Origin of the sequence: Schaalia sp. ZJ405 (assembly GCF_011038885.2) — a bacterium.
Taxonomy (GTDB): Bacteria; Actinomycetota; Actinomycetes; order Actinomycetales; family Actinomycetaceae; genus Pauljensenia.
In genome coordinates this window covers 761,703-786,364 of record NZ_CP064952.1, presented here as the reverse complement: position 1 = coordinate 786,364, position 24,662 = coordinate 761,703, and the positions used below count along the sequence as shown (strand labels likewise).

Here is a 24,662-nt window from a genome sequence, read left to right as displayed (position 1 = left end):
TGATCGGAACTCACATCAGCGTCCTTGACTCCCGGCGCCAGTCCCCACGACATCTGACAGCAGCGCGAAGATATGCTCGGGAACTCGACCAACCACGTGGGTTCCCTGAGGGTCATATTCCTCGAGGTCGATCTCTCCGTCCTCGTGAATGAGATTGATGAGTTCACCGCGCGAATAGGGAATCACGCAGTCGATGGCCCTGTGAGGTCTGGGCAAGAGGGCCTCAATCCTGCCAAGAGCCTCATCGACTCCATCTCCCGTGTAGGCGGACATGATGACGGCGTCGGGATATGCGGTGCGTAGCCAGGCGATGTGTTCGGGCGCTGCGAGGTCCGCTTTGTTGAATACGAGGAGCTGGGTGATGTCATCAACTCCATCAATCGTCGACAAGACCTCGCGGACGGCGTCAATCTGTCCCTGGGGATCTGGGTGGGCGGCATCAACGACGTGGACAATGACGTCGGCCTCGCCAATTTCCTCCAGCGTCGACCGAAAAGCCTCAACGAGCTGCGTTGGAAGACGGCGAACGAAACCCACTGTGTCGGTGAGTGTGTAGACGCGTCCATCGGCGCTGCGCGTCTGACGAACCGTCGGGTCAAGCGTTGCAAAAAGCGCGTCCTCGACGAGGATTCCCGCGCCCGTGAGGCGATTAAGTAGCGTCGACTTCCCGGCGTTCGTGTAACCCGCGATCGCTACCGACGGCACGCTCCCCTTTCGGCGCGACAGGCGTTGGGTTCGCCGTGCCGGTTCCATCTTGCGAATCTCTTCTCTGAGCTTCGCCATGCGAGTGCGGATCCGTCGGCGGTCAAGCTCAATTTTTGTTTCACCGGGCCCTCGCGAACCGATACCTGCACCCGCAGCAACACGACCTCCGGCCTGCCGCGACATCGACTCACCCCACCCGCGTAGACGCGGAAGAAGGTACTCAAGCTGAGCCAACTCAACCTGTGCTTTGCCTTCACGTGATTTGGCGTGCTGGGCGAAAATATCAAGAATCAGTGCGGTCCGGTCAACCACTTTCGCGTCGACAACATCCTCAAGTCCGCGACGTTGCGACGGCGCCAATTCCTCGTCAACGATCACTGTGTCTGCGTCATGTGCGCGCACGATCTCGGCAAGCTCCGTGGCCTTGCCCTTGCCCAGATAGGTTTTCGGATCAGGATGGGTTCGCCTCTGGATCACGGCATCACAGACCTCAGATCCTGCGGTTTGAGCAAGGGCGGCAAGCTCACGAAGGGAGTTTTCCGCCTCCTCCTGGGTTCCCGAGGTCCGTAAGCCCACGAGGACGACGCGTTCGAGACGCACCTGCCGGTATTCGACCTCGGAAATTTCCGATCGGTCCTGAGTGAATCCGCGAACACGTCGCGTTCCCGCACGAGCATCCTTTTCCCACTCACCGGCATCGAGGGAATGGTCCTGTCCCTGCGTTGATACCAGCGCACTTGCCTGGCGGGCAAGGATCCGCGCGACAACATCATGGGCACGCGCCTCCTGCTCCTGAGTCAGCTCGCTGTGCGGTGTCGCGGCATCGTCCTCGACAATCAGCTGCGGATCATGGGCGCTGCGAGATGTGGCCATGCGGCCCCTTTCATTACTGCTCGTTTGTTCATCGGTGGCTTAAGTGGCTCAATCCTCATCGCACGCTCCAGTCGCGCGATTCGGGTATCACTCACGTGGGGTATTGACGTCTAGTGTCGCACGTTCAAGAGAAAAGACAGGTACTCTAAGCGCGTGGAAGACCAGTATTTTGCCGACCAATCCCCCGCCGACGAGTCCGACCTTCGTCTGCTTTTCATTGAATCACGCGGCCACGACCTCCAGATGCAGGTGTCGTCGAAAGTATTTTCTTCGCATCGCCTCGACCTGGGAACACGACAGCTTCTTGCCCAAGCTCCGCAATTACCCGCGTCCGGTCGATTCCTTGATCTTGGATGCGGATGGGGACCGCTGGCCGTCACGATGGCCGCCGAATCCCCCGGTGCACAGGTCTGGGCCGTTGACGTCAACTCCCGTGCCGTTGATCTCACCCAGCGCAATGCACAGACCAACGACTGCCCAAATGTTCGGTCAATGCTCGCCGAAACCGCCCTCGCGATGGCGCGGACGCAGGACGTGCGTTTCGATGTCATCTGGTCGAATCCTCCCGTGCGTGTGGGCAAAGAATCCATGCATGAGATGTTGACCTCGTGGATCGATCTTCTCACTCCCGACGGCGCAGCCTATCTGGTTGTCCAACGCAACCTCGGTGCCGATTCCCTCATATCGTGGCTGAATACCAACGGATATGCCGCGAAGAAAATTGCCTCAAAGAAGGGCTATCGCATCATCGAAGTCCGCCTCACGCACGACGAATAACGGCGCCGACTGCTGGGCTCACCCAGCCCGCGTGTTTCACCCGCGAGCGTCAATGAGCCTGCGGACCTCGTCAAGCCACGCTGACTGTGAGGCTGCACCTCCCCCGCTCCCAGGCGACGCACTCGAAGATTCGGGGGCCTCAAGCCAGTGGACCCGCGGGTCAGGGCGAAGCCATTTGAGCTGACGACGTGCCAGCTGACGGGTTGCCAAGGCAACGGACTCGATGGCCTCGTCCTCGCTCATCACCCCGTCAATGACCGCCAACGCCTGTGAGTAACCCGTGGCTTTCGAGGCGGTACGCGCCCGGCGTAGGCCAACGTCAATGAGGGCGCGTGTCTCTTCGATCAGCCCATCAGCAAACATGCGCCGCGTCCGGCGATTGATCCGGTCGTCAAGTTCACTCAGGTCACGGCGGATCGCCACCATCAGAGCCGGACGCACAAAGGTTCGCTGCGGCATCGAGGACGAATACGGTTTCCCTGTGATTTCAATGACCTCAAGGGCGCGGATGATACGGCGCGCATTGTGAGGGTCAATTCGCTGAGCTGACACGGGATCGAGGTCCGCCAATCGCTCATGAAGTCCCCGCGCGCCCGCAGGTCCCTCAGCTTCACCTTCGAGGCGTTCGCGGATCGCAGCATCATGGTCGGGGAATTCCATGACGTCAAGAAGCGCACGCTGATAGAGACCGGACCCACCTGCCACAACAGCGACATTCCCACGAGAGTGGATCGCGTCAACATCAGCTCGGGCTCGCTGCTGGTACACAGCAACGGAGGCTTCGTCTGTGACGTCGAGAACGTCGATTTGATGATGAGGAATTCCGCGCCGCTCGTCAACAGGAGTTTTTGCCGTCCCAATATCCATCCCGCGGTACAGCTGAAGGGCATCCGCACTGACGAGTTCACCCGCATTTGCTCCCAGCCACCCCGGCAGTTTCTCAGCCAAATCCAAGGCGGCATCGGACTTTCCAGACGCAGTCGGACCGACAACCGCAACAATGAGCCGGTACGCTTCGTCGTTCGTCACTCGCATTCCCACCTTTCGTCTGTTCCAGCAGATGAGAGAGTCTTTCCTTCGCCACACTCACCATAGCCTTAAGGCCAACCCTCACCTGGCCGTAGGCTCTAGTGTAGGAGGGTGAGCGCTCGTCCTCGCCAATCATTGAATCCGCCACTGACCTCGTTCTCACACTAGGCTATGACTCATGACTGAATCACAGACTCCCGCAGTCACCCTTGACCGCGTGAGCACGGCGCTGCGTTCAATCGGGCTGACGCCATTCATTGCAGGAAACGACCAGGTCGCTGCGATCTTCACTAACCGGACAATCCGCATCATCATGCCCCCTGGGCATCCAGCTCAGGGAATTGCTGAATGGCCACGTTCATTCAACATGGCTCACCGAGCAGCGGTGACCGAAGCGGTGGTCCAACGGAATGCAACAACGTACATCCCCAAGATCACGACCTCGATCAATGATCAAGGATTCATCAACATCCGGATGCATCATGTCTTCAACTGGGTCGTTGGAGCAAGTGACGAACAACTTGAAAGCGAAGTACGACACTTCATCATCGCAACGATCGCCACGATGAATTTCTTCGATGAACAATTCCCGGATCCGTGGACCAAGGAGACCCCCAATGCCTGAATGGACGTCATTTACCTTCGATGACGAGGGCAAAGCATCACGGATTCCAGACCCCGATTCATCGGGTTCGGATTCGTCTGAACACCCATCGTCACCCGCGCTGTCCTCAGAAGATGACTCCTCACACTCGCTCTCAGCCGATGAGATCGCTGCGAAGTGGGGAACCGACGTTGAACCACTGACCCTTGATCGCATCGAAGCAGTTCTCGAGGGCGATGGCTTCCCTCATACCCGCCACGAATTCGCCATCGTCACGGTGGTGAATAACCTACAGATTCGTCTCCATCAGGAACCAGCGGACTCCCCCTGGTTCCAGTGCGAGGCGCGTCCTGTGCTGTCATCTGACAGTTTCCCCGAATTGGGGATGGAGGAACTCATCCAAGCTGCGAACACGTGGAATACTGAGCATCTTCAACCGAAGGCCACGCCAGTTCACATGGATTCACTGTATGGTTTCACCCTGACAACGCCGTTCTTCGTTGGTGCTGGCATGTCCGATCGCCAGATCCACGCGATGATTCGCCGAGGGGTGACGGTCACCGTTCAGGCGGTGCTTGAACTGCCGAAGATCGTCACGCAACTCAAGAAGTAGGCCGATACTCAAGAAGTAGGCCGATCCACCTTCGCCTCCGAGCGTGGGCGAATCGCTGGGATTCCCAGCGACACGGGTGCGTGATCGGGTTCTGGGGCGATCTGGCGCTGTGCCCACGCATCTCCCGCACGGGTCCGACGGATCTGAAAGAGTCCGCCGTTTTCCACACCGGAGTCGGCGATGAGGTGGTGCGGTGCCCCGTAGGTCACGGTTGCGCGAATCATATCTCCGGGACGAGGCACCTGATCCTGAGGCAATCCCGAGGGCAACGCCACATGGACGAGGCGGTTGTCTCGTGCCCGACCGGAAATCCGCTGAGTTTTTTCGTCTTTGCGTCCATCCCCTTGGGACACCAGGACCTCAACCTCTGTTCCGACGAGAGCTGTGTTGTCTTCGGTGCTGATGCGTTCCTGGAGCGCAATGAGACGCTGGTAGCGTTCAAGCGCAACGTCGGCAGGTACCTGGTCATCGCGGTCAGCCGCGGGTGTGCCCGGCCTGGGTGAATAAAGGAAGGTGTATGCGGAGGAGAACCGGGCTTCTTCAACAACATCAAGCGTGGCCTGAAAATCGTCTTCGGTTTCACCTGGGAATCCGACGATGATGTCAGTGGTGATCGCCGCTTGAGGAATCGCGGCGCGCACCCGGTCAAGGATGCCCATGAATTTCTTGCGTCGATAGGACCGGCGCATGTGCCGCAGCACCTCATCTGATCCGGATTGAAGCGGCATGTGGAGACTAGGCATCACCGTCGGGGTTTCGGCCATCGCTTCGATGACGTCATCGGTGAAGGCCGCCGGATGCGGTGATGTGAATCGTACGCGTTCAAGCCCGTCCACCGAGCCCACTGTCCTGAGGAGTTTTGCGAATGCTCCGCGGTCTCCAAATCCCACGCCGTAGGAATTGACGTTCTGTCCCAGGAGTGTCACTTCAATTGCTCCTTGGTCCACGACGGCTTGAACTTCGGAGAGGATTTCGCCGGGGCGCCGGTCGCGTTCCTTGCCTCGAAGATGAGGAACGATGCAGAAGGTGCACGTGTTGTTGCATCCAACGGAGATCGACACCCAGGCTGCGTAGACGGATTCGCGGTGAGTTGGGAGTGTCGATGGGAATACCTTGAGGGATTCTTCGATTTCAACGGCGGCACGACGATTGTGTTCGGCTCGTTTGAGGAGCACGGGAAGCACGTCAATGTTGTGCGTGCCGAATACGGCATCTACCCACGGGGCTTTTTCGATGATGCCGTCACGCATCTGCTGGGCGAGGCACCCACCCACGGCAATCTGCATTCCCGGACGTTCACGTTTGACAGCCGCAAGCTGACCAAGATTTCCAAATAGCCTGGTCGCAGCGTTTTCACGCACAGAGCACGTGTTGATGACGACGACGTCGGCTCCCATGTCTCCGGCATCGGTTGCGCGGAGCGCAGCTTCAGGAACCTTCTCAACGGGAACGAGTCCCGCTTGTTCCAGCAGGCCCGCCATGCGTTCGGAGTCGTGTTCGTTCATCTGGCATCCGAGTGTGCGCACGGCATAGGTACGAGGATGAGCCGGCGTTTCACGGAGCGTAGGTGTGTCCTGGGTGTTCATCGTCCCTGAGTGTAGTCGGGTCACTGGCACTCTTCGATTGTGGTAAGTGTGCAATGAGTGACCTTCAAGATCTCATCGGTGGTGATTCGCGTATCGCGGCGATTGAACTGGCAGGCTCCCCCAGCGGGGCGCTGGTTCGTGGCGGCCTGAATGGTGGTGCTCAGAGTCTATTGGGAATACGTGGTGAGACAGTGCTCAAGAAGTTCAAGAGCAGCGTCAACGGCCTGCCGACGAACAGCGCTTCGCTCACCGGTGAAATGGTATTTGCGATGCCATGCTCCTTCCTTCATGACGCATGCAATATAGACGGTTCCGGCGGGGTGACCATCGTGTGGCCCCGGTCCGGCAACACCGGTTGTTGCGATACCGATAGATGCTCTAAGGAGCCGCTGCACCCCTCGGGCCATATCGAGGGCAACCTCGGCATCGACGGGGCCGGTTCGTTGAAGATTCTCAGCGTCAACTCCGAGAACTTGAGTTTTCACATCCGTCGCGTAGGTGCAGATTCCTCCACGGACAACGGCAGAGGCCCCGGGGATGTCGACAAGCCGAGCGCAGACAGCTCCCCCGGTCAATGATTCGGCGGTCGCAATCGTCTCATGACGCTCACCCAATAGGCGCAGAATATCGGCGATGTGTTCGTCGTTCATGGCCCTACGGTATCGCTGAGTCACTCCCATCCCAGGTGTCACTGTCGGGGTTTCCCCAATGATGCTGTGCGAGAGCGTCTCGGATGATCGCGGTTGCCACCCCTGGGGGGTATCCCTTTCGCCCCAGCATTCCTGCGAGCCGCCGATAGGCTTGGTCTCGGGTGACGCCCCGCATCGACCGCATCTTCTTGTCAACCAGCTGTCGAGCCCGATCTGCCTCGTCTTCGGTGGTGATCTGACGCATCGCTTCGTCGATGATCTGCGAGGTAAAGCCTTTGCGTCGAAGATCTTCAACGAGGGCTCTCCCGCTTTTTCCTGACTGAGAAAAACGCTCTCTGACAAGCATGTTTGCGAACTGTTGGTCATCGACCAGACCAGCTTTTTCAAGCCGGTCAACAACCTCGCGGGCAACGGTGTCTGTAAAGCCCCGTGACGTGATTGCAGTCAGGAGCTCACTACGCGAGTGCGCACGCGCATCGAGTTTGCGCAACGCCACTTCTCGCGCCGACTCAATAGCCTCGACACCGCTGAGCCGAGAATTCTTCTCCCGCATCGCCCGTAGTCGTTCGATCGTTGACCGCCGGTCGTGATGGGCTTTTACTCCCAGTTCCGGATATTCCTCCGGATCACGGTAGCTGACCATGAGTCTTTAGAATCCCGCGTCTTCCAACGGATCGATATCCGAGGGCGATGCCATCAGAGCTTCTGTGTCCTGGTTCTCTTCTCCCACGGCGTCAGCATGATCCCCAATGCCCAGGGCAGCAAGAATTTTTCCTTCGATTTCATTGGCCAGCTCAGGGTTATCGCTCAAGAACTGCCGGACATTCTCTTTGCCTTGTCCAAGCTGGTCATCGCCGTAGGTGAACCATGAACCCGATTTGCGAATGATCCCCGAGTCGACACCCATATCGATGATCGACCCTTCGCGTGAAATCCCCTTGCCGTAGACGATGTCGAACTCTGCCTGCTTGAAAGGAGGGGCCATCTTGTTCTTGACGATCTTCGCCCGAGTCCGGTTACCCACGGGGTTCTGCCCCTCTTTGAGGGTTTCGATACGCCGGACGTCAATGCGAACGGAGGCGTAGAACTTCAGGGCCTTACCACCGGTTGTTGTTTCAGGAGATCCGAAGAATACGCCGATCTTTTCGCGCAGCTGGTTAATAAAAATTGCCGTTGTTCCGGTGGCGGACAGGGCACCCGTGATCTTTCGCAGTGCCTGACTCATGAGACGGGCCTGGAGACCAACGTGAGAATCCCCCATCTCTCCTTCAATTTCTGCCTTCGGGACGAGGGCGGCAACCGAGTCAATGACGATAATGTCGATGCCGCCAGAACGGATCAGCATGTCGGCGATTTCAAGCGCTTGCTCACCCGTGTCGGGCTGCGACACCAGCAGAGCATCCGTATCAACTCCCAGTGCGCGAGCGTACACGGGATCGAGGGCGTGTTCAGCATCGATGAATGCCGCATTACCGCCGGCCTTTTGAGCGCTGGCAACGGCATGAAGAGCAACGGTGGTTTTACCCGAAGATTCCGGACCGTAAATCTCGATGACGCGACCTCGCGGAAGCCCCCCGACCCCCAGGGCAACATCTAGAGCCAGGGATCCTGTGGGAATCACCTGAACAGGAGGACGTGAATCATCACCAAGGCGCATAACCGAGCCTTTGCCGAACTGCTTATCGATCTGCGAGAGCGCAAGTTCGAGAGCCTTATTGCGATCATTTCCTACACCCGATGTTGAGGTGTTTTTCTTGCGTGCAGCGGCCATTGCCCACCCTTCCTGTTCCGGAGCCTCTCCGACTCATTACCGTTCTGGTCTTCGTGCCAACCCCTCTCCGAGGTCACACAACGACGATATGCCCGACCATTGGCATTTCCGAACGCTCCGCTATCCCCTGTGGATAATTCTCTAAGGATCGCTTGCCCGGCGTCGCCACCACCTAGAGTAAATGGAACAGGTGTTCGATGCGAGCGACGCGCCGACCAGAACCACCGAATGAACGAAACACCACACTCAGCGACGATCGAGTGTCATCTGCGAGATACGTTCATTCCCAGAACGTTGTCACCTTCGACGCGCGCGTTCTTTAGGATCAATTCGATGAATCCACCGCGCGTCGTCACCGTGTCCGGTTTCACTCACAAGCGCTTCCCAGACAACTTGTGGTTTTTCTCCGCGCCCAAGGGCCTCGGATGCAGTCGAACGCAACTGTGGAAGATAGAGATCAGCCACGTAGGAACGACCGAGGCTGTCGCCGTACACGTCGGCGACAGCCTCCCAAAATTCTGACATCTTCACGATTACGAGATCAGAGCAACCGGAACGAGATCATCAGGCACAGTGTCGGGAACAACGACGCCGTCAATCATTGCCATGCGATCAGAGACCTCACGCAACACGAACCACAGCGGGACGTTGAGCGCCGTCGCGATCGCCTCAAGGAGTTCCGAAGACGCTTCTTTCTGCCCACGTTCAACTTCCGACAGGTACCCAAGGGACACCTGAGCTTCCGAAGACACTTCACGCAATGTCCGACCTTGCTTTTGACGCAACCTGCGCAAGACATCTCCCAGTTCATTGCGCAGGAGCGGTACCGGTGTGCGTGTTGTTGTCATAGTCTGAGAGTAGCTTGGACGCACGCTGTTACGCACACCGAACTCACGTGATGAAATGGTGGAAACGGGTCCACGATGAAAGGTTTGAGTCGTCATACTGTTGGAACGACGCGGTTGCGCGCACTATTCCATGACATAGCAAACACCCCCAAAAACTTGAGCGTATCGGACTCAACTTTTAGGGGTGCCTGCAATAGATGTCATCAATGAACGAGGACGACTACCTGCCTTCCCTGCGGCGACGTTCCATCCGGGTGAGGAACGGAAGCTCATTTTCATCCGCAGCATCTGGCTCTTCGGCGGCTTCCTGAGCTTCTCCGTCACTTTCTGTGTCAGCGCCTACGAAAGGCCCCTCATCCGCAACAGACTCAAGCGACTCCTCTGGATCAGCCGGATCGCTTCCGCCAGACAATTCCTCAGCAGGAGCCAATTCCTGTGCATCATCCAACGCCTCAGTAGGAGCCAATTCCTCAACGTCGCCCAACTCCTCAGCGCCAGCCACTTCCTCTACTTCAGCCGACTCGTCTGAGTCAACCGCCTCGCCCGACTCCCCCGCTTCTTTCCACAGTCGGATTCCCGCGATCAGGTATTCAGCACCTGACCACAGAGTGATTGCCAGAGCAACGCCAGCGATAACCAAGCCCGCGTAGGTCATCACCGTAAAGAACGTCAGACCACCGGGGTAGAGCAACGCCAGGTGGTACCACGGAATAAACAGCAGGCCAAGCGCACCCATCTGAAGCACCGTCTTGAGCTTGCCGCCCGTCGACGCCGCAACCACGATTCCACGGCGGAGCAAAATGGAGCGCAACACGGTAATTCCCAGCTCCCGTATCGCAATGAGGAGAGTGAACCACCACGGCAGTATTTCAATCAACGAGAGGACAACGAATGCCGAGAGCGTCAGCGCCTTGTCAGCAATCGGATCGGCGATTTTCCCGAAGTTGGTCACAAGGTTGCGTGACCGCGCAATATAACCGTCAACTTTGTCAGTGACCGCCGCGAAGGCAAACACGCCGAAGGCCCACCACGTAGCAGCCCACGTGGCATCGTCGGCAAAGTAGCCGCGCCAACACAGCCACAGGAACACCGGCACAAGGATCAGACGGATCACAGTCAACGCATTGGGAACATTCAACGCGGACGGCTGCGTCGACTCGCCCACTCGTGAAACATTGTTATCCATCAATTGGTCTTCCTACTCGTGTGCTGATCTGCCGGTTAACTGCCAGGCGTCCTCGTCTTCTTCGGGTTCGTCATCGACCCATTGGGGGGCATTCCCTCCGAAGTCGTGACCGGCGTAGGGGTCTCCCTCCGCTTGCACACGCTCACGCATGGACGCGGTAGTCTCCAAAGCCGCAGCTCCGCCGACTTGCACATCAACCCCGGTTCCGTTGCCGTCATCGTCTCGGACCTGTTGGTCTCCCACAGTAGTTCCTTGAACATTCATAGGGGAAACCGAATCGTTCTGCACGTCCATCTGAGCGCCCTGAAGAGAAGGTGCGGCCTCGTCCTCGTCCCCTGTGGAGCCAGCGGAAATCACGTGGGCCTGCGCCTCGTACGCACCATCGGATGAAGCCTCGTTCCCAGCTTGTTCGGCGGCGCCGTCAAGAGAGGTTGCTTCTCCTCGCAGGAGGGCGAGGACCTCGGGCAGGCGCTCGGGCGGAACAAGAACCTGACGGGCCTTCGATCCCTCCGACGGGCCAACGATCTCACGGGATTCAAGGAGATCCATGAGGCGTCCTGCTCGGGCGAACCCGACGCGCAGCTTACGCTGAAGCATGGATGTGGATCCCAGCTGCGTGGAGACAACAAGTTCCGCAGCTTGGAGAAGATCGTCGAGGTCATCGCCGATATCCTCGGCAACTTTGACGGTCTTCGTTTCAGGCACAACGTCGTCGCGATAATGAGCTTGCATCTGCGACTTGACGTGCGACACAACCTGATGGATTTCCGATTCACTCACCCAAGCTCCCTGAACTCGCATCGGCTTGGACGCGCCGGCAGGCAGGTAGAGAGCGTCACCCTGGCCGATGAGTTTCTCCGCACCGGGCTGGTCAAGGATGGTCCGTGAGTCCGTGAGCGAGGACGTGGCAAAGGCCAGACGCGACGGAATATTCGCTTTGATGAGGCCGGTCACGACGTCCACGGAGGGGCGCTGCGTTGCCAGCACCAAGTGGATACCGGCAGCACGCGCGAGCTGGGTGATGCGCTGAATTGACGCTTCAACGTCTCGGGGCGCCACCATCATCATGTCAGCTAATTCGTCGACAACAACGAGCAGGTACGGGTAGGGGTGCAGGGTTCTTTTCAGCCCGGGTTTTGCTTGGACCTGCCCCGAGGACACAGCTTTGTTGAAATCGTCAATATGCTTAAAGCCGTAGTCCGACAGGTCGTTATACCGGGCGTCCATCTCCTTGACCACCCATTCGAGAGCTTCGGCGGCCTTCTTCGGGTCCGTGATGATCGGCGAGATCAGGTGCGGGATCCCTTCGTAGATCGTCAATTCAACGCGCTTGGGGTCAACGAGGATCATCCGGACCTGCTGCGGTGTTGCCCGCATCATGATCGACGTAATCATCGAGTTAATGAACGAGGATTTACCCGAACCGGTTTGACCCGCAACTAACAGGTGCGGGGTCTTCGCCAGGTTCGTCACAACGTAGCCGCCTTCAACGTCTTTACCGACGCCAACTACGAGGGGATGTTCATTGCGTTTGGCCGCGCCGGAACGTAGGACGTCGCCGAGGGCAACGTTCTCACGGTCAGCGTTGGGGATTTCGATGCCGATCGCTGATTTTCCGGGAATCGGGGCGAGGATCCGCACGTCCGCTGATGCCACGGCGTAGGCGATGTTCTTCGAGAGGTTCGTCAGTTTGTCCACTTTCACGCCGGCACCGAGGATCACTTCGTAGCGTGTCACCGTTGGGCCGCGTGAGAATCCTGTGACCTGTGCGTCGACATTGAAGTCCGCAAAGACCTGTGCCAACGCACGAACAACCTGGTCGTTAACGGCCGACCGGGTCTTGTGCGGAGGGCCAGCGATGAGAAGATCGGCTTGGGGAAGAGAGTAGGAGATTGCCTCATCAAGTTGAGGTTGGAACGAGTCCCCCGCCGGCGGATCCGACACGGGAGGTGCTCCGGGAGATGACTGGTCACCCGGGAGGGCATGTCCAGCCGGCGTAGGCACCTGCGTCAGCGCCTCAGTTGGCGCGTCGGTCGACACCGCTGGGGTGGCTCCGGTGGCACTCTGGCTGGCCTGTTGGGGGGACGAGGACGAGGCGGCGTTCTTCCCTGGGGATTCCTCATCAGCGTGAGTATCGAGGACCGTCGTTGCTTCAGGAGCGGGTGTTGTCTCATGCGCGGTGCGGAACGACTCATCTCCGTCGTATTCATCAAGGAAAGGATCGTCACCGGCAGCAAGGTCGCGGCGGGCACGCTGACGGGCCGCCCGCTGCGGGTCTTCCTCAACATGTTCCCCGTCGTTTTCTGAGCGGGTGAGTCGGCGGATCAGTGCCTTCACCCGAGAAGGAATATCTGCGACACGTGTTTGCGTGGCCAGAAGAACTGAGTACAGGAGAAGGAGGACGAGGATGGACACCGAGCCCCACGCTGACAGGAGGTTTGTCAGGGGCCGGGCAACGAACCACCCGATCACCCCACCGGCGGCCTCGATATTGACGAAGGGAGTGATCGCGGGGTTGCCTTGACTGACGTGAACAAGTCCTGTGAGCGCCACAATGCATCCAAGTCCACCGGCAATATGATGCGGGAGCGCATGGCTTCCCGATCGTGCGCAGATGAGTTCAACGGCTAGTCCGATGAGTGCCAGCGGCAGAACCACGGAGAAAATTCCGACAACGCCGGCAGACATATGGTGGATCAGGCTGCCGGCTTGCCCGGAAATCTGGAACCATTCGCGCAGGGCGATGAGGATCGCGGCGGCGATGATGATGAAAGCGACGGCATCGCGTTTGAGCTGCGGATCCGCGTCTCTCCATGAGTGCGCCATCGACACGAAAGCCCGCCCGATACCGGAGAATATCCGGGCGAGCATCCCCTGCTTTTTCTCCTGGTCTTCCGGGGTCGCAGACGCGGTGGTCCGCGATGCCCCTCCACCGGAGCGTCGTTTCGGTGATGATGCGCGAGACGTGCCTTGAGACTGTGATGCCATGATGATTCAGACGCTACCCGCCGGTGAGGCCATCACCGAACAGACTCGCCGTTTACTCCCCCGAGAGCTTCACCGCAGGCCGCGTGAAGTTCCCGTTTCCATGACACGTTCAATCTCCTCCTGCGTCGGGACAGGCAGCGCCGACTCATGAGAAATCGCAATCGCTGATGCGGCATTCGCCATCTGGCACGCATCGGCCAACTCCATTCCCTTGAGTAGGCCAGCACACATCACCGCGATGTGTGTGTCACCCACTCCGGCGGTGTCGGCAATGTCGGCGTCGTAGGCAGGAATCTCGCGCATGGGGTCGTCGACATGTCGTTGCAGTTCACAACCGTGCGCTCCCATTCTCCGAACGAGTGCGGCTTCGGGACGCATGAGGTGACGGACTCCCACCCCCGCCTCGTTCTGAGCGAGGATCGCCGACAGGGCCGCGGATTGACGAACATTCATCGTCACGATGTCAGCGCGCCCCAACAGCAGCTTCCATGCTTCAACGGGCACCTGCTCAACCGCCGGAGACACGGACACCACCAGGGTCACTGAGGGAGGCAGAGCGGCTCCCCACCCGGCAAGTACCTTCGCGGAATGTGGGCTGGTCAGGTCAGATGCAGCAATGTGGATGAGATCACCGGGCCGAAGAACGAGACTGTCAAGAACAACTCGTGACGGTTCCGATTCAACACCGGCGGTGACAACGGACGTCATAATGCCGTCCTCTTCGATGAGCTGAATCACCACACCGATATCACCAACGAGCTCCTGCGTGAGAACTTCAACCCCTGCGTCAAGGAGTTGCTGACGCACCGTGTACGCGTTCGGACCCGTTCCCAGCGGAGATGCCAGCGCCGTGGGCACACCCAGGGATGCAGCCACCGATAGCGTTGTAAAACCCCCACCGGGACGCGAGCTGGACGCGTCAGCGTGAACCGAATTCCCTCGCGCGGGAATCCTGGAGATGCGCATCGGCAGGACCAACGCTACCGAATGCGTCGAAATGAAACGACCCGTCATCGGGTTCACTCCCCTCGTTCGTATGGGTTCACTGCTCGGTGACAACCGGGACAATCATCGGGCGGCGACGCAGACGCCGAGCAACCCAGCGACCAAGAGTGCGGCGCATCGCCTGCTGAAGAAGGTACGGGTCCTGTTTGCCAGGAGCTGCTGCGTCCTTGAGAGCTGCCTCAACGTCGGGAAGGATTTCGTCGAAAACCGACTCGTCCTCGGCCATTCCGATGGACTTAATCGTTGGGCCCGCAAGAACCATGCCCGTGTCACGCTCAACAACAGCGAAAACGCTGATGAACCCTTCCGATCCGAGGGTGCGACGAGCTTGAAGTTCGTCCTCGGAAATCTCTCCAATTGAGCGGCCGTCAACGTACACGTATTCACACGGCACCGCACCGGAAACTCGGGCGACCCCGTCTTTGAGGTCAACACAGACCCCGTCCTCGGCGAGGACGACGTTTTGCGGAGCAATCCCCGTCTTGACAGCCAGCTGTCCGTTGGCGATGAGGTGACGGACCTCGCCGTGGATGGGCATGACGTTGGTCGGTTGAATGATGTTGTAGCAGTAGATTAGTTCGCCCGCCGACGCGTGACCTGACACGTGGACCTTCGCATTCGCCTGGTGAACAACGCGAGCCCCCAGACGCATCAGATCGTTGATCACGCGGTAGACCGAATTTTCGTTCCCCGGAATGAGCGAGGACGCGAAGACAACCGTGTCTCCCGGTTCAATGGTCACTAAGCGGTGGGACCCCACGGACATGCGTGACAGCGCAGCCATTGGCTCACCCTGTGATCCGGTTGCCATGTAGACGCGCTGCTCACGAGGGATCTGGTCGATCTCGCGTTGGTCAACAATGACACCCTCGGGAATCGTCAGGTACCCCTTTTCTTCGGCGATCCTCATGTTGCGTTCCATTGACCGTCCAACGAGGGCGATCTTGCGGTTCCGACGTGCAGCCGCGGCGATGACCTGTTGGACACGGTGGACGTGGGAGGCAAAGGATGCAACAACGATTTGGCCTGTGGCTTCAGCGAAAACCTGATCGAGGACGGGCCCGATCTCCCGTTCTGGCGCAATAAAACCGGGGACTTCAGCGTTTGTGGAGTCAACCATGAAGAGGTCGACTCCTTCCTCACCGAATCTCGCGAAGGAACGCAGGTCAGTCAACCGGTGATCCAGGGGAAGCTGATCCATCTTGAAATCACCGGTGACGAGGATCTTTCCCGCTGTGGTGCGAACGAAAACCGCGAGCGCATCGGGAATCGAGTGCGTGACAGCAACGAATTCGAGATCAAAGGGACCAACGTTGAGCCGATCACCTTCACTGACAACGTTGAGGTCGGCGGCGGGGAGGCGATGTTCTTTAACCTTTGGTTCAACGAACGCCAGAGTCAGGTCCGATCCGTAGATCGGAATGTCGCTGCGAAGTTTAAGTAGGTACGGCACAGCACCGATGTGGTCCTCGTGCCCGTGGGTGAGGACCATACCCACCACGTCGTCCATGCGATCTTCGATCCATGAAAAGTCTGGGAGGATCAGGTCAACGCCGGGTTGGGTTTCCTCGGGGAAGAGGACACCACAGTCGATGATGAGGAGTTTCCCGGAGTATTCCAGGACGTTCATGTTGCGGCCAACTTCGCCCAGACCGCCAAGGGGGATGATTCGGATTGCACCGTCGTCAAGTGGTGCGGGTTCGGAGAGGTTCTCGTACAGAGGCTTCATGGCTTAAGTGTGCCATGTTCTGTGCTCGACTCGTCGCCAGCGAGATTACCGGGGAATTCTCTTCCCACGAATCTCTCAGATGAGATCGAAGCGCGTCATCACCTCGGTCAGGCGCGTGATTTCTTCCTCGCTGGGGCCAACGAGGGGCAAACGTACCGTTGGCGTGTCGATTACGCCTTGCAGGTAGAGCGCATATTTTGCAAGAACAGCCCCTTGACCTGTCCCCATGATTGCCGCAACAAGGGGACGCAGTGAGTACGCCAGTTCGCGGGCTTCCCACACATGATCGTCGTCGAGAAGGTTAATGATTTTCCGATAGTGGGCGGAGGCAACGTGGGAGACCACGGAAACGAAACCGGAAGCTCCCCCGGTCATCCACGCGAAGTTCAGCCCGTCGTCGCCCGAATAGTATTCGAGGCCGGTCCGGTGCATTCGCTCAACCCCTTGTTCGACGTTTCCGGTTGCGTCTTTGACCGCACTGATCCGCGGATGCTCAGCCAATGTGTCGAGAGTCTCATCCGAAAAGGCCAGGCCCGTGCGACCAGGAATGTCGTAGAGCATGATCGGTAAATCAGTAGCATCGGCGATAGCGCGAACATGAGCGAGCAAACCGCGCTGTGATGGCCGGTTGTAGTACGGCGAGACAACGAGCAGTCCGTCAGCCCCGCATTCCTGAGCGCCCTGGGCAATACGGACCGCATGGGCGGTGTCATTTGAGCATGCGCCGCACAGGATGAATGCTCGATCCCCAACAGCTTCTTTCACGACCCGCGTGAGGTCGTTTTTTTCTGGCTGATGAGTGGTTGGTGATTCTCCCGTTGTTCCCGACAGGAGAATAGTGTCAGAGCCGTCATCAACGAGTTTTCGGGCCAGACGTTCAGCGGAATCGAGGTCGATTGATGTATCCGCTGTGAATGGCGTGACCATCGCCGTGGCGAGTGAACCGAATGCGCGTGCAGGAATGTGACTCATGGACCACAGCATAGAGTCTCCCTGACGCAAGCGGAAGAATCGTTCACTCGGTGAGCGCCCTCTACACAGAGGGATTGGCCGAAAACTTCGGATTCTGTGCCCACCACAGATGCTGTGTCAGGGTCTTTGACTCAGGCGGATTCGCCGATTCATTGTCTTTGCGTTGCGCCTGAGCATCAGCGTTGCCCGTTGTTTCAGCCGAATCGCTGGCATGACCCGCTGGGTCTTCGTCAGCAAGTTCGAGAACACGTCGAAGACCGGCCGGGGCGAACCCCGAGGAACGATAGAACCGTTGCCGAGCTTCATCGTCTACGCCGATCCATACCCGCAGGTTCGGGGTGTGAGACGTGTCAGCGAGGGCGTGGAGCAGACGTGACCCGTGACCCGAGCGCCGGAAATCCGCGTCAACACTGAGTTCAGCGATCTCAGTTCCCGCATCCAGGCGTTCCCCATCCACCTCAACCGGGGGCGCAGGGACCGCAAAGGCAAAGCCCGCGATCCCCTGTCCGTGCAATGCAACGAGCAGTCGAACCCCCGGGGGTGTGGGCACCTCAAGAGCTGCTCCCCATGCGTCAATGAGCGCGTTGCGCTGCGCATCACCGGGTGCCCTCCCTCGGGTTACGCGGAAGACCTCGGCAAGTTCAGCGAATTGGATACGCGCAATGGCGTGCGCGTCACCTTTAACCGCCGGGCGTACACTCCGGTCAGCTCCCGGTTTCGGCTGACCCTCGTGGCCGCGGGAATGACTGTCGTCTCCGCGTGACTGTTCCCGGTCCGTCATAGTTCCATGACCTTGTCGAGGCCGACGGTCAAGCCGGGACGTTCGCCAACACGCCGGATCCCCAGAAGCACCCCGGGCATGAAAGACACACGATCGAAGGAATCCGTGCGAATCACCAGCTGCTCGCCCTCGTTTCCCAGGAGAATTTCTTCCGACGCCGTCAACCCACGCAACCGCACGGCGTGCACGGGAATACCGTCGATCCGAGCCCCGCGAGCACCCTCAGGGTCTGTTTCGGTGGCATCGGGGACAGCTCCTGAGCCCGCGTTGTGCCGCGCAGCCGCGATCCCTTTGGCTGTGGCGATCGCGGTGCCAGAGGGAGCGTCCACTTTGTTCGGGTGATGCATCTCGATGATTTCAGCGGACTCAAAATAGGGGGCCGCCAGCTGCGCGAACTTCATTGCCAAGACCGCTGACATCGCGAAGTTCGGCGCAATGAGGACGCTGCGCCCAGCGCGCTCAGCATGCTCACGTACCCGCTCATACGATTGAGCAGTCCACCCGGTTGTCCCAACAACCACGTGGACACCGGCGTCAAGCAACGCGTGAACATTTGCTTCGGTGACTGCGGGCGTCGAAAAATCCACGGCCACGTCCGCTCCCCCCAAAGACTCCGGGCAGATCGTGTCCCCCGCATCCAGCTGAGCGACGACACGCATGTCATCCGCTGCTTCCACGGCACCGACAACTGTCGATCCCATACGTCCCTTCGCGCCGGTCACTGCCACCGAAATCATGCTGCCTACTTTCCGCGCCTGTTTCGCGCTCGTGTTCTTCTCCCAGTGTCTCCCACGTGCAGGTCCCGTCGGCCAAGCGTCCCCGATGTGGAACGTTGGCCTCACGTGGGCACCGCGCGCCACCTCGTCCTCGTCCCTATTTCTTCGGCAGAACCACCGCACGCGAACGTGGCTTATTAACGAGGACGGACGCCAAGTCCCGCACCTGCTGAGTCGTCACCGCGTTGATGGCTTCCAGGGTTTCCTCAACCGTGCGATAGCGGCCGTTAATTTCCGCGCGGCCAAGCCGCATCATCCGAGACCAGTTGTCTTCAAGACCAAGGGCCACTCCCCCACGCACCTGACCACGCACGCGCGCAAGCTCATCCTCACTGGGACCGGTGGACGCGAGGTCCTCAAGCTGAGCGAGCATAATACGTTCAACCTCGTCGAGGCGATCCGGGGAAGTCCCCGCGTACATGCCGAATGTTCCCGCATCCGAATACGACGTCTCAAACGCGTACGTCGTGTACGCCAGGCCCCGCTTTTCGCGGACCTCCTGGAAAAGACGTGACGACATCGACCCACCCAGAACCGACAGCAGCACCGACATGACGGGGCCGTCATCGTCAAGGGCTTTGAGGCCTTCGCAGCCAACGATGAGATGGGCTTGCTCAACGTCGCGCTCGCGGACAATTTCTCTGTCGTGGGCGGGGATCGGCATCGGCGTCGTTGAGCGGCGCTCCCGGGGAGCCTGTGGGCGTCCAAGGAGTTCCTTCCACGAGGATTCCCTCAGCGCCTGGTCAACGATTTCAACAACCTGTTCGTGCTCGACCTTGCCCGTGACCGCAACGATGAGGGCATCTGGGCCGTAGTTCTCACGGTAATGGTTCCACACCTCGTCACGGTCAACTTCACGGATCGCCTCAGGGGTTCCCCCGACCGGCAAACCGATGGGGGTGTCACCGTGGACCGCCCGTTGGAAGGCATCATGAACCACTCCTGTCGGTGAGTCCTCAGACATTGCAAGTTCATCGAGGATCACTCCGCGTTCCATGTTGAAGTCCACCGGCCGCAGAAGCGAATCTGCCACCATGTCGGTGAGCACACGAATCGCCATGTCCTGATCTTCACCCAGGACACGCGCCCAGTAGGCCGTGTGTTCACGTGCAGTTTCCGCGTTCGACTCACCACCAACGCTGTCGAAAGCAATCGCGATATCCAAGGCGGATCGTTTCGGTGTGCCCTTGAAGAGGAGGTGCTCAAGGAAATGTGTGGACCCAGCCCTCACCGGAGTTTCATCCCGAGACCCCACCGGAACCCAGAGGCTCACCCCCACCGAGGCTGTGGCAGGGACCGTCTGCGTGATAATCCGTGTTCCTGCCGACGTTATTGTCCGCTCCACTCGGGTTTCACCGTCATCGAAGGACTGATCAGCAGAATTCAGGGGCAGTTCAATGGGAGGAGTCATGCACGCTAGCTTACTGTGAACACCCGGCCCGAGCCGAGCTCGATGAGGCAAGACAGGTATATCCCGCTATCTCTCTCAGTGCGTTCACTCTTGCACTTATTTCTTGTGATGTTTCTCTTTGAGGCCGAGATATCCCAGTGGATCTTGGGAGCACACGTACGCAATATCTTTTACCTGCTCAATTTCACCAGAGTTCAGCCAACGATCCATTTCCTCAACGGTCGTCCCTTTTTCGAGGACACCGAATTCCACGAGACAGTCTCTCTCAGCGGCTCGCCAGTCAACACGATGTGGATTGGCTTTTACTTCCCAATATAACGGTTCAATTTCCGCAAGACCTGACTGTTCCGAACATTCTTGAGTGAGTTTCATCTGTTCATCGTTAGATATGTCTGATCGACTCCGAATACCGTTCCTGCCGTTGGGGTCCTTCTGCACCTCAAATCCATGATCCTGCAAACAACGAGCCTCATTCTCGACTGCTTCAGCATATTCAGCGTCAGTGATCGCATAGTCACTCAGCGCGGAACGAATGAACGAATTGTCTGTACTCTTCATCGCTTCATCAAATTCATCTGCATATGGTGACGTATCCGATCGTGCAGTTTCTGCACTATTCGTGGGATGTGAACCATTGCTCGGAGATGACATACCGCAGGCTGTCAGGAGCATCGCAGCCAAAGCGCACAGTGAAGTGACGCGACCTAACATGAACGTATTGCTCATATCTACTCCCTCGATCAAGAGTCTCTCAATCTGTCTTCTCATAGAAAAATCCCTGATGAGCGCTTCGACCACGATCGATGTGGCTCTGAATCATCAACAGTTCCCAACACTCAGGGCTATTGAGTCCCATTGCCGCTCATCGATCCGAGGAATGAGTGAAAATATCCACCACATCGTGAATCCAATCGTGAACAAAAGTTGAGGATGAGAATATCCGACATGCTCATCAGAACCTCCGAGTCACGAACGGTGCCGAAGCTATGCTCCCGCATAGTAGTGCACATCATATGACAACAAATATGGTGTGACGGAAACCATCCAAAAACGGGGGTGCCCGGTGGCTCTTGCCACCGGGCACCCCCCGTCAAGTTTCACTCATCCCGCAGTGGGATCAGTGTCGGGTTCATTCACTCCTGGGAGGAATCAACCGAGTTCGAGGTCTCGGAGTCAGTTGATTCATCGTCGGTGTGCCTGCGACGGGTACGTGTACGCGGACGACGTTCGCGGCGTTCCGAACGATCGCGACGCTCGCGGCGCGGACCGCGCTCTGAACGCTCACCGTCCTCGTCACCGGAACGCTCACCCTGGGCCTGAGCCTCAGCAGCCAAAGCCTCATCGTCCAACACGGCGTGCAGCGAGAGTTTGCCGCGGTCACCGATCTCAGCAATCTCAACCTCGACCTGCTGGCCAACCTGGAGGACATCATCCACTGACTCAATGCGCTTGCCACCGACAAGGCGACGAACCTGCGAAATATGCAGCAGACCATCCTTGCCGGGGGTCAGCGAAATGAACGCACCGAAGGAGGTGGTCTTAACAACCGTTCCAACGAAGCGCTCCCCAACCTCAGGCATCTGCGGGTTCGCGATCTGGTTAACCATTGCGCGTGCTGCTTCAGCGGCATCGCCGTTGGAGGACGCAATGTACACGGTGCCGTCGTCCTCGATAGTGACCTCAGCACCCGTGTCTTCCTGGATCTGGTTAATCATCTTGCCTTTCGGGCCGATGACCTCGCCGATCTTGTCAACGGGGACCTTGACGGTAATGATGCGAGGAGCATTCGGGCTCATCTCATCTGGACCATCAATGGCTTTGTTGATCAGATCAAGAATCGCCAGGCGAGCATCGCGGGCCTGAGCGAGCGCGCCGCGCAGAACCTGAGAGTCAATGCCGTCAAGCTTTGTATCCAGCTGAAGAGCGGTGATGAAGTCAGTTGTGCCGGCGACCTTGAAGTCCATATCGCCGAAGCCGTCCTCGGCCCCAAGAATGTCGGTGAGGGTCACGGCCTTCTCCACTCCGTCGACCTCGCCGGTCATCAGACCCATCGCGATGCCAGCGACGGGGGCGCGCAGCGGCACACCCGCCTGAAGCAGCGACAGCGTGGATGCACACACGGACCCCATCGACGATGAACCGTTGGACCCCATAGTTTCAGAGACCTGACGGATCGCGTAGGGGAACTCCTCGCGTGAGGGCAGGACGGGAACCAGGGCGCGTTCAGCCAAGTCACCGTGACCGATTTCGCGGCGCTTCGGGGAGCCCACGCGACCGACCTCACCCGTTGAGAAAGGCGCAAAGTTGTACTGATGCATGTAGCGCTTTGAGTTCACCGGTGACAGGTTGTCGATCTGCTGCTCCATGCGCAGCATCGCCAAGGTCGTCACGCCTAGGATCTGGGTTTCGCCGCGCTGGAACAGGGCGGAACCGTGGACGCGAGGCAGGACCTCAACCTCGGCGAAGAGTGAACGAATCTGACGTGGAGTGCGTCCGTCCATACGGATTTCCTCGCGCAGGGTGCGCTGACGGATCGTCTGCTTCTCCAGCGAACGGAAAGCCGCTTTGAGTTCTTTCTCGGCCTCGGGGAACCGGTCACTGAGCGCACCAAGCATCTCGTTCTTCACGGCGTCACAGGCTTCGTCGCGAGCGAGCTTACCTTCGGTGAGCAGGGCCTTTGCCAGCTTGTCACCCACGTATTCTTCAACGGCGGCGTACTGCTCATCCGTGTAGTCCAGGTAGAGCGGGAACTCAGCGGTTTCCTTCGACGCTTTCTCAGCCACCTTGATCTGGGCCTCGCACAGGGCCTTAATGAATGGCTTAGCAGCTTCAAGACCGTCGGCAACAACATCCTCGGTCGGAGCGGTCGCACCGGCTTGAATGAGATCCCACTGGTTCTGGCCACCACCGGCCTCGACCATCATGATCGCGACGTCTTCGGTGCCGTCTTCGGCTGTGACAATACGTCCGGCAACGACGATGTTGAAGACGGAACGTTCCATCTCGGACCACCGCGGGAATGCAACCCACTGGCCATCAATGAGGGCGAGGCGGGTGCCGCCGATCGGGCCGGAGAATGGCAGGCCAGCGATCTGCGTGGACATTGACGCCGCATTGATTGCGAGGACGTCGTAGGCGTCGTCGGGGTGGATTGACAGGACAGTTTCAACGACCTGAACCTCATTGCGCAGGCCCTTGACGAAGCCGGGGCGCAGCGGGCGGTCGATGAGGCGCGCGGCGAGGATCGCTTCGGTTCCGGCGCGGCCTTCGCGGCGGAAGAAAGATCCGGGGATACGTCCCGCAGCGTATGCGCGTTCTTCAACGTCAACGGTCAGCGGGAAGAAATCGAATTGGTCTTTGGGGTTCTTGCCAACGGTGGTCGCCGACAAAACGGTGGTCTCGTCGTCCAGGTAGGCCAGGGCGGAACCCGCGGCTTGCTTGGCCAGGCGTCCAGTCTCAAAACGGACGGTACGTTGGCCGAATCGACCATTGTCGATGATCGCCTCAGCTGCGACGATGTCAGAGCCTTCCATCATGGGGGCATCTCTCCTTGAATCATGTTCCTCAAGCCGTGTGGCTCGAGTGGATGCGTGCTCCGCTTCGGCCTTCGATCGAAGTCCACGGCATCGAACGAGCGCTGCGTGTCGGAGGGCGGGCGCTGATGCGTCACTCCCCCGGCAGATCTCGGTCACCACGAGGATGACCGGCGTCCGGTCCGTGAACCACTGTCGAAAACCGTTGGCTTTCGCACGCGTTTTTCTCTTGTCCTCCGGGCAAGCCGGAGGTGTGCTGTGAAATGGCTGCTCCAAGAATTCTCTCGGATGATTTCACACGGTGTTTTCCGGGGTGTATTCCCGGCTGTGACGTTCGGAAAGTTTCCGAACTGATTGTCGAGGACCGGTGGCGTTGCGCCAGTGAAGTCCCCGAACGTAGTGAAACCGGCCCGCCCCCAGATGTGGGGATCGGGCCGGTGAAGGGTCAGCGGCGCAGGCCCAGACGTTCAATGAGCGAACGGTAACGCTCAATATCAACGTCGGCCAGGTAGCCGAGGAGACGACGACGTCGTCCGACCAGCAGCAGCAGACCACGACGTGAGTGGTGATCGTGCGTGTGGGTCTTGAAGTGCTCGGTGAGATCCTTGATGCGCTGGGTCAGCAGCGCGATCTGAACCTCGGGGGAGCCGGTGTCGCCCTCATGGGTGGCGTATTCGGCGATGATCTTGTCCTTGACGTCCTTGCTCAGCGGCACAGGCTTCTCCTTGTTGTCTCGTAGCGCGGGGCCAAAGGGCGGTTCCCCTCAGCATCCGATCCGCGGCCGGTTCACGGCTTTTCTAGGCTAACACGCCAAGGGCTCACGCC

General features: G+C 58.8%; 22 protein-coding genes. 3 read left to right on the top strand and 19 right to left on the bottom strand.

The window, feature by feature from the left end:
* Positions 1 to 15: 15 nt before the first annotated feature.
* Positions 16 to 1,578 carry a GTPase HflX gene (gene hflX / locus G7Y41_RS03230; RefSeq protein ID WP_165315215.1) on the bottom strand — a complete coding sequence of 521 codons (1,563 nt, stop codon included), beginning with the start codon at positions 1,576 to 1,578 and terminating at the stop codon, positions 16 to 18.
* A 153-nt stretch (positions 1,579 to 1,731) separates the two neighbouring features.
* On the opposite strand from hflX, the gene G7Y41_RS03225 reads away from it, so the two are divergent.
* On the top strand, positions 1,732 to 2,355 hold the full coding sequence (locus tag G7Y41_RS03225; protein ID WP_165315216.1) for a class I SAM-dependent methyltransferase: 624 nt from the start codon (positions 1,732 to 1,734) through the stop codon (positions 2,353 to 2,355).
* 36 nt (positions 2,356 to 2,391) lie between these two features.
* Here G7Y41_RS03225 and miaA read toward each other — a convergent pair whose 3' ends face one another.
* Positions 2,392 to 3,384: a tRNA (adenosine(37)-N6)-dimethylallyltransferase MiaA gene (miaA, locus tag G7Y41_RS03220; protein ID WP_442984254.1), complete on the bottom strand. Its 993-nt coding sequence runs from the start codon at positions 3,382 to 3,384 to the stop codon at positions 2,392 to 2,394.
* Between the two features lie 178 nt (positions 3,385 to 3,562).
* Between miaA and G7Y41_RS03215 the strand changes: the two genes are divergently transcribed.
* Together G7Y41_RS03215 and G7Y41_RS03210 are read left to right on the top strand one after the other, a co-directional pair.
* Positions 3,563 to 4,009 carry a YbjN domain-containing protein gene (locus tag G7Y41_RS03215; RefSeq protein ID WP_165218383.1) on the top strand — a complete coding sequence of 149 codons (447 nt, stop codon included), beginning with the start codon at positions 3,563 to 3,565 and terminating at the stop codon, positions 4,007 to 4,009.
* On the top strand, positions 4,002 to 4,601 hold the full coding sequence (locus G7Y41_RS03210; RefSeq protein ID WP_165315218.1) for a YbjN domain-containing protein: 600 nt from the start codon (positions 4,002 to 4,004) through the stop codon (positions 4,599 to 4,601). Before G7Y41_RS03215 ends, G7Y41_RS03210 begins: the two co-directional genes overlap by 8 nt.
* 8 nt (positions 4,602 to 4,609) lie before the next feature.
* On the opposite strand, the gene miaB is transcribed toward G7Y41_RS03210, so the two are convergent.
* From miaB to rpsO, 17 genes are all read right to left on the bottom strand, one after another.
* A complete protein-coding gene (gene miaB, locus G7Y41_RS03205) occupies positions 4,610 to 6,187 on the bottom strand; it encodes a tRNA (N6-isopentenyl adenosine(37)-C2)-methylthiotransferase MiaB (protein WP_165315219.1) in 1,578 nt (525 codons plus the stop codon).
* A gap of 167 nt (positions 6,188 to 6,354) precedes the next feature.
* Complete coding sequence (locus tag G7Y41_RS03200; RefSeq protein WP_165315220.1) at positions 6,355 to 6,837, bottom strand: CinA family protein; 483 nt, start codon at positions 6,835 to 6,837, stop codon at positions 6,355 to 6,357.
* A gap of 4 nt (positions 6,838 to 6,841) precedes the next feature.
* Positions 6,842 to 7,480 carry a regulatory protein RecX gene (locus G7Y41_RS03195; RefSeq protein WP_165315221.1) on the bottom strand — a complete coding sequence of 213 codons (639 nt, stop codon included), beginning with the start codon at positions 7,478 to 7,480 and terminating at the stop codon, positions 6,842 to 6,844.
* Between the two features lie 6 nt (positions 7,481 to 7,486).
* Positions 7,487 to 8,608, bottom strand: coding sequence for a recombinase RecA (gene recA / locus G7Y41_RS03190; protein WP_165315222.1), 1,122 nt, complete (start codon positions 8,606 to 8,608; stop codon positions 7,487 to 7,489).
* Positions 8,609 to 8,905: 297 nt separating this feature from the next.
* Positions 8,906 to 9,139 carry a DUF3046 domain-containing protein gene (locus G7Y41_RS03185; RefSeq protein WP_165315223.1) on the bottom strand — a complete coding sequence of 78 codons (234 nt, stop codon included), beginning with the start codon at positions 9,137 to 9,139 and terminating at the stop codon, positions 8,906 to 8,908.
* Between the two features lie 2 nt (positions 9,140 to 9,141).
* Positions 9,142 to 9,456, bottom strand: a complete 315-nt coding sequence (locus G7Y41_RS03180) for a helix-turn-helix domain-containing protein (protein WP_165218397.1) — start codon at positions 9,454 to 9,456, stop codon at positions 9,142 to 9,144.
* Positions 9,457 to 9,676: 220 nt separating this feature from the next.
* Positions 9,677 to 10,642 carry a CDP-diacylglycerol--glycerol-3-phosphate 3-phosphatidyltransferase gene (gene pgsA / locus G7Y41_RS03175; protein ID WP_165315224.1) on the bottom strand — a complete coding sequence of 322 codons (966 nt, stop codon included), beginning with the start codon at positions 10,640 to 10,642 and terminating at the stop codon, positions 9,677 to 9,679.
* 12 nt (positions 10,643 to 10,654) lie between these two features.
* Positions 10,655 to 13,630: a DNA translocase FtsK gene (locus tag G7Y41_RS03170; protein WP_165315225.1), complete on the bottom strand. Its 2,976-nt coding sequence runs from the start codon at positions 13,628 to 13,630 to the stop codon at positions 10,655 to 10,657.
* A 69-nt stretch (positions 13,631 to 13,699) separates the two neighbouring features.
* The gene (locus tag G7Y41_RS03165) at positions 13,700 to 14,644 is read right to left on the bottom strand and encodes a PfkB family carbohydrate kinase (protein WP_196819540.1); all 945 of its coding nucleotides are present in this window, start codon (positions 14,642 to 14,644) and stop codon (positions 13,700 to 13,702) included.
* A 28-nt stretch (positions 14,645 to 14,672) separates the two neighbouring features.
* The gene (locus G7Y41_RS03160; RefSeq protein ID WP_165218403.1) at positions 14,673 to 16,364 is read right to left on the bottom strand and encodes a ribonuclease J; all 1,692 of its coding nucleotides are present in this window, start codon (positions 16,362 to 16,364) and stop codon (positions 14,673 to 14,675) included.
* Between the two features lie 75 nt (positions 16,365 to 16,439).
* Positions 16,440 to 17,336 (bottom strand): 4-hydroxy-tetrahydrodipicolinate synthase, encoded by an 897-nt coding sequence (dapA, locus tag G7Y41_RS03155; RefSeq protein WP_165315226.1) that lies wholly within the window; start codon positions 17,334 to 17,336, stop codon positions 16,440 to 16,442.
* Between the two features lie 61 nt (positions 17,337 to 17,397).
* The gene (locus G7Y41_RS03150) at positions 17,398 to 18,117 is read right to left on the bottom strand and encodes a GNAT family N-acetyltransferase (RefSeq protein WP_165315227.1); all 720 of its coding nucleotides are present in this window, start codon (positions 18,115 to 18,117) and stop codon (positions 17,398 to 17,400) included.
* On the bottom strand, positions 18,114 to 18,854 hold the full coding sequence (dapB, locus tag G7Y41_RS03145; protein WP_165315228.1) for a 4-hydroxy-tetrahydrodipicolinate reductase: 741 nt from the start codon (positions 18,852 to 18,854) through the stop codon (positions 18,114 to 18,116). Before dapB ends, G7Y41_RS03150 begins: the two co-directional genes overlap by 4 nt.
* A 136-nt stretch (positions 18,855 to 18,990) precedes the next feature.
* Complete coding sequence (locus G7Y41_RS03140) at positions 18,991 to 20,304, bottom strand: M16 family metallopeptidase (protein WP_165315229.1); 1,314 nt, start codon at positions 20,302 to 20,304, stop codon at positions 18,991 to 18,993.
* 96 nt (positions 20,305 to 20,400) lie between these two features.
* Positions 20,401 to 21,072 carry a hypothetical protein gene (locus tag G7Y41_RS03135; protein ID WP_165315230.1) on the bottom strand — a complete coding sequence of 224 codons (672 nt, stop codon included), beginning with the start codon at positions 21,070 to 21,072 and terminating at the stop codon, positions 20,401 to 20,403.
* A 365-nt stretch (positions 21,073 to 21,437) separates the two neighbouring features.
* Positions 21,438 to 23,840 carry a polyribonucleotide nucleotidyltransferase gene (locus tag G7Y41_RS03130; RefSeq protein ID WP_165315231.1) on the bottom strand — a complete coding sequence of 801 codons (2,403 nt, stop codon included), beginning with the start codon at positions 23,838 to 23,840 and terminating at the stop codon, positions 21,438 to 21,440.
* Positions 23,841 to 24,282: 442 nt separating this feature from the next.
* Positions 24,283 to 24,552 (bottom strand): 30S ribosomal protein S15, encoded by a 270-nt coding sequence (gene rpsO, locus G7Y41_RS03125; RefSeq protein WP_165218419.1) that lies wholly within the window; start codon positions 24,550 to 24,552, stop codon positions 24,283 to 24,285.
* Positions 24,553 to 24,662: the final 110 nt, after the last annotated feature.

Bases quoted from the DNA above. Each gene is read 5' to 3' on its own strand.
- hflX (WP_165315215.1), bottom strand. From the start codon at position 1,578: ATGGCCACATCTCGCAGCGCCCATGATCCGCAGCTGATTGTCGAGGAC.
- G7Y41_RS03215 (WP_165218383.1), top strand. From the start codon at position 3,563: ATGACTGAATCACAGACTCCCGCAGTCACCCTTGACCGCGTGAGCACG.
- G7Y41_RS03210 (WP_165315218.1), top strand. From the start codon at position 4,002: ATGCCTGAATGGACGTCATTTACCTTCGATGACGAGGGCAAAGCATCA.
- miaB (WP_165315219.1), bottom strand. From the start codon at position 6,187: ATGAACACCCAGGACACACCTACGCTCCGTGAAACGCCGGCTCATCCT.
- G7Y41_RS03200 (WP_165315220.1), bottom strand. From the start codon at position 6,837: ATGAACGACGAACACATCGCCGATATTCTGCGCCTATTGGGTGAGCGT.
- G7Y41_RS03195 (WP_165315221.1), bottom strand. From the start codon at position 7,480: ATGGTCAGCTACCGTGATCCGGAGGAATATCCGGAACTGGGAGTAAAA.
- recA (WP_165315222.1), bottom strand. From the start codon at position 8,608: ATGGCCGCTGCACGCAAGAAAAACACCTCAACATCGGGTGTAGGAAAT.
- G7Y41_RS03180 (WP_165218397.1), bottom strand. From the start codon at position 9,456: ATGACAACAACACGCACACCGGTACCGCTCCTGCGCAATGAACTGGGA.
- pgsA (WP_165315224.1), bottom strand. From the start codon at position 10,642: ATGGATAACAATGTTTCACGAGTGGGCGAGTCGACGCAGCCGTCCGCG.
- G7Y41_RS03170 (WP_165315225.1), bottom strand. From the start codon at position 13,630: ATGGCATCACAGTCTCAAGGCACGTCTCGCGCATCATCACCGAAACGA.
- G7Y41_RS03165 (WP_196819540.1), bottom strand. From the start codon at position 14,644: ATGACGGGTCGTTTCATTTCGACGCATTCGGTAGCGTTGGTCCTGCCG.
- G7Y41_RS03160 (WP_165218403.1), bottom strand. From the start codon at position 16,364: ATGAAGCCTCTGTACGAGAACCTCTCCGAACCCGCACCACTTGACGAC.
- dapA (WP_165315226.1), bottom strand. From the start codon at position 17,336: ATGAGTCACATTCCTGCACGCGCATTCGGTTCACTCGCCACGGCGATG.
- G7Y41_RS03150 (WP_165315227.1), bottom strand. From the start codon at position 18,117: ATGACGGACCGGGAACAGTCACGCGGAGACGACAGTCATTCCCGCGGC.
- dapB (WP_165315228.1), bottom strand. From the start codon at position 18,854: ATGATTTCGGTGGCAGTGACCGGCGCGAAGGGACGTATGGGATCGACA.
- G7Y41_RS03140 (WP_165315229.1), bottom strand. From the start codon at position 20,304: ATGACTCCTCCCATTGAACTGCCCCTGAATTCTGCTGATCAGTCCTTC.
- G7Y41_RS03135 (WP_165315230.1), bottom strand. From the start codon at position 21,072: ATGAGAAGACAGATTGAGAGACTCTTGATCGAGGGAGTAGATATGAGC.
- G7Y41_RS03130 (WP_165315231.1), bottom strand. From the start codon at position 23,840: ATGATGGAAGGCTCTGACATCGTCGCAGCTGAGGCGATCATCGACAAT.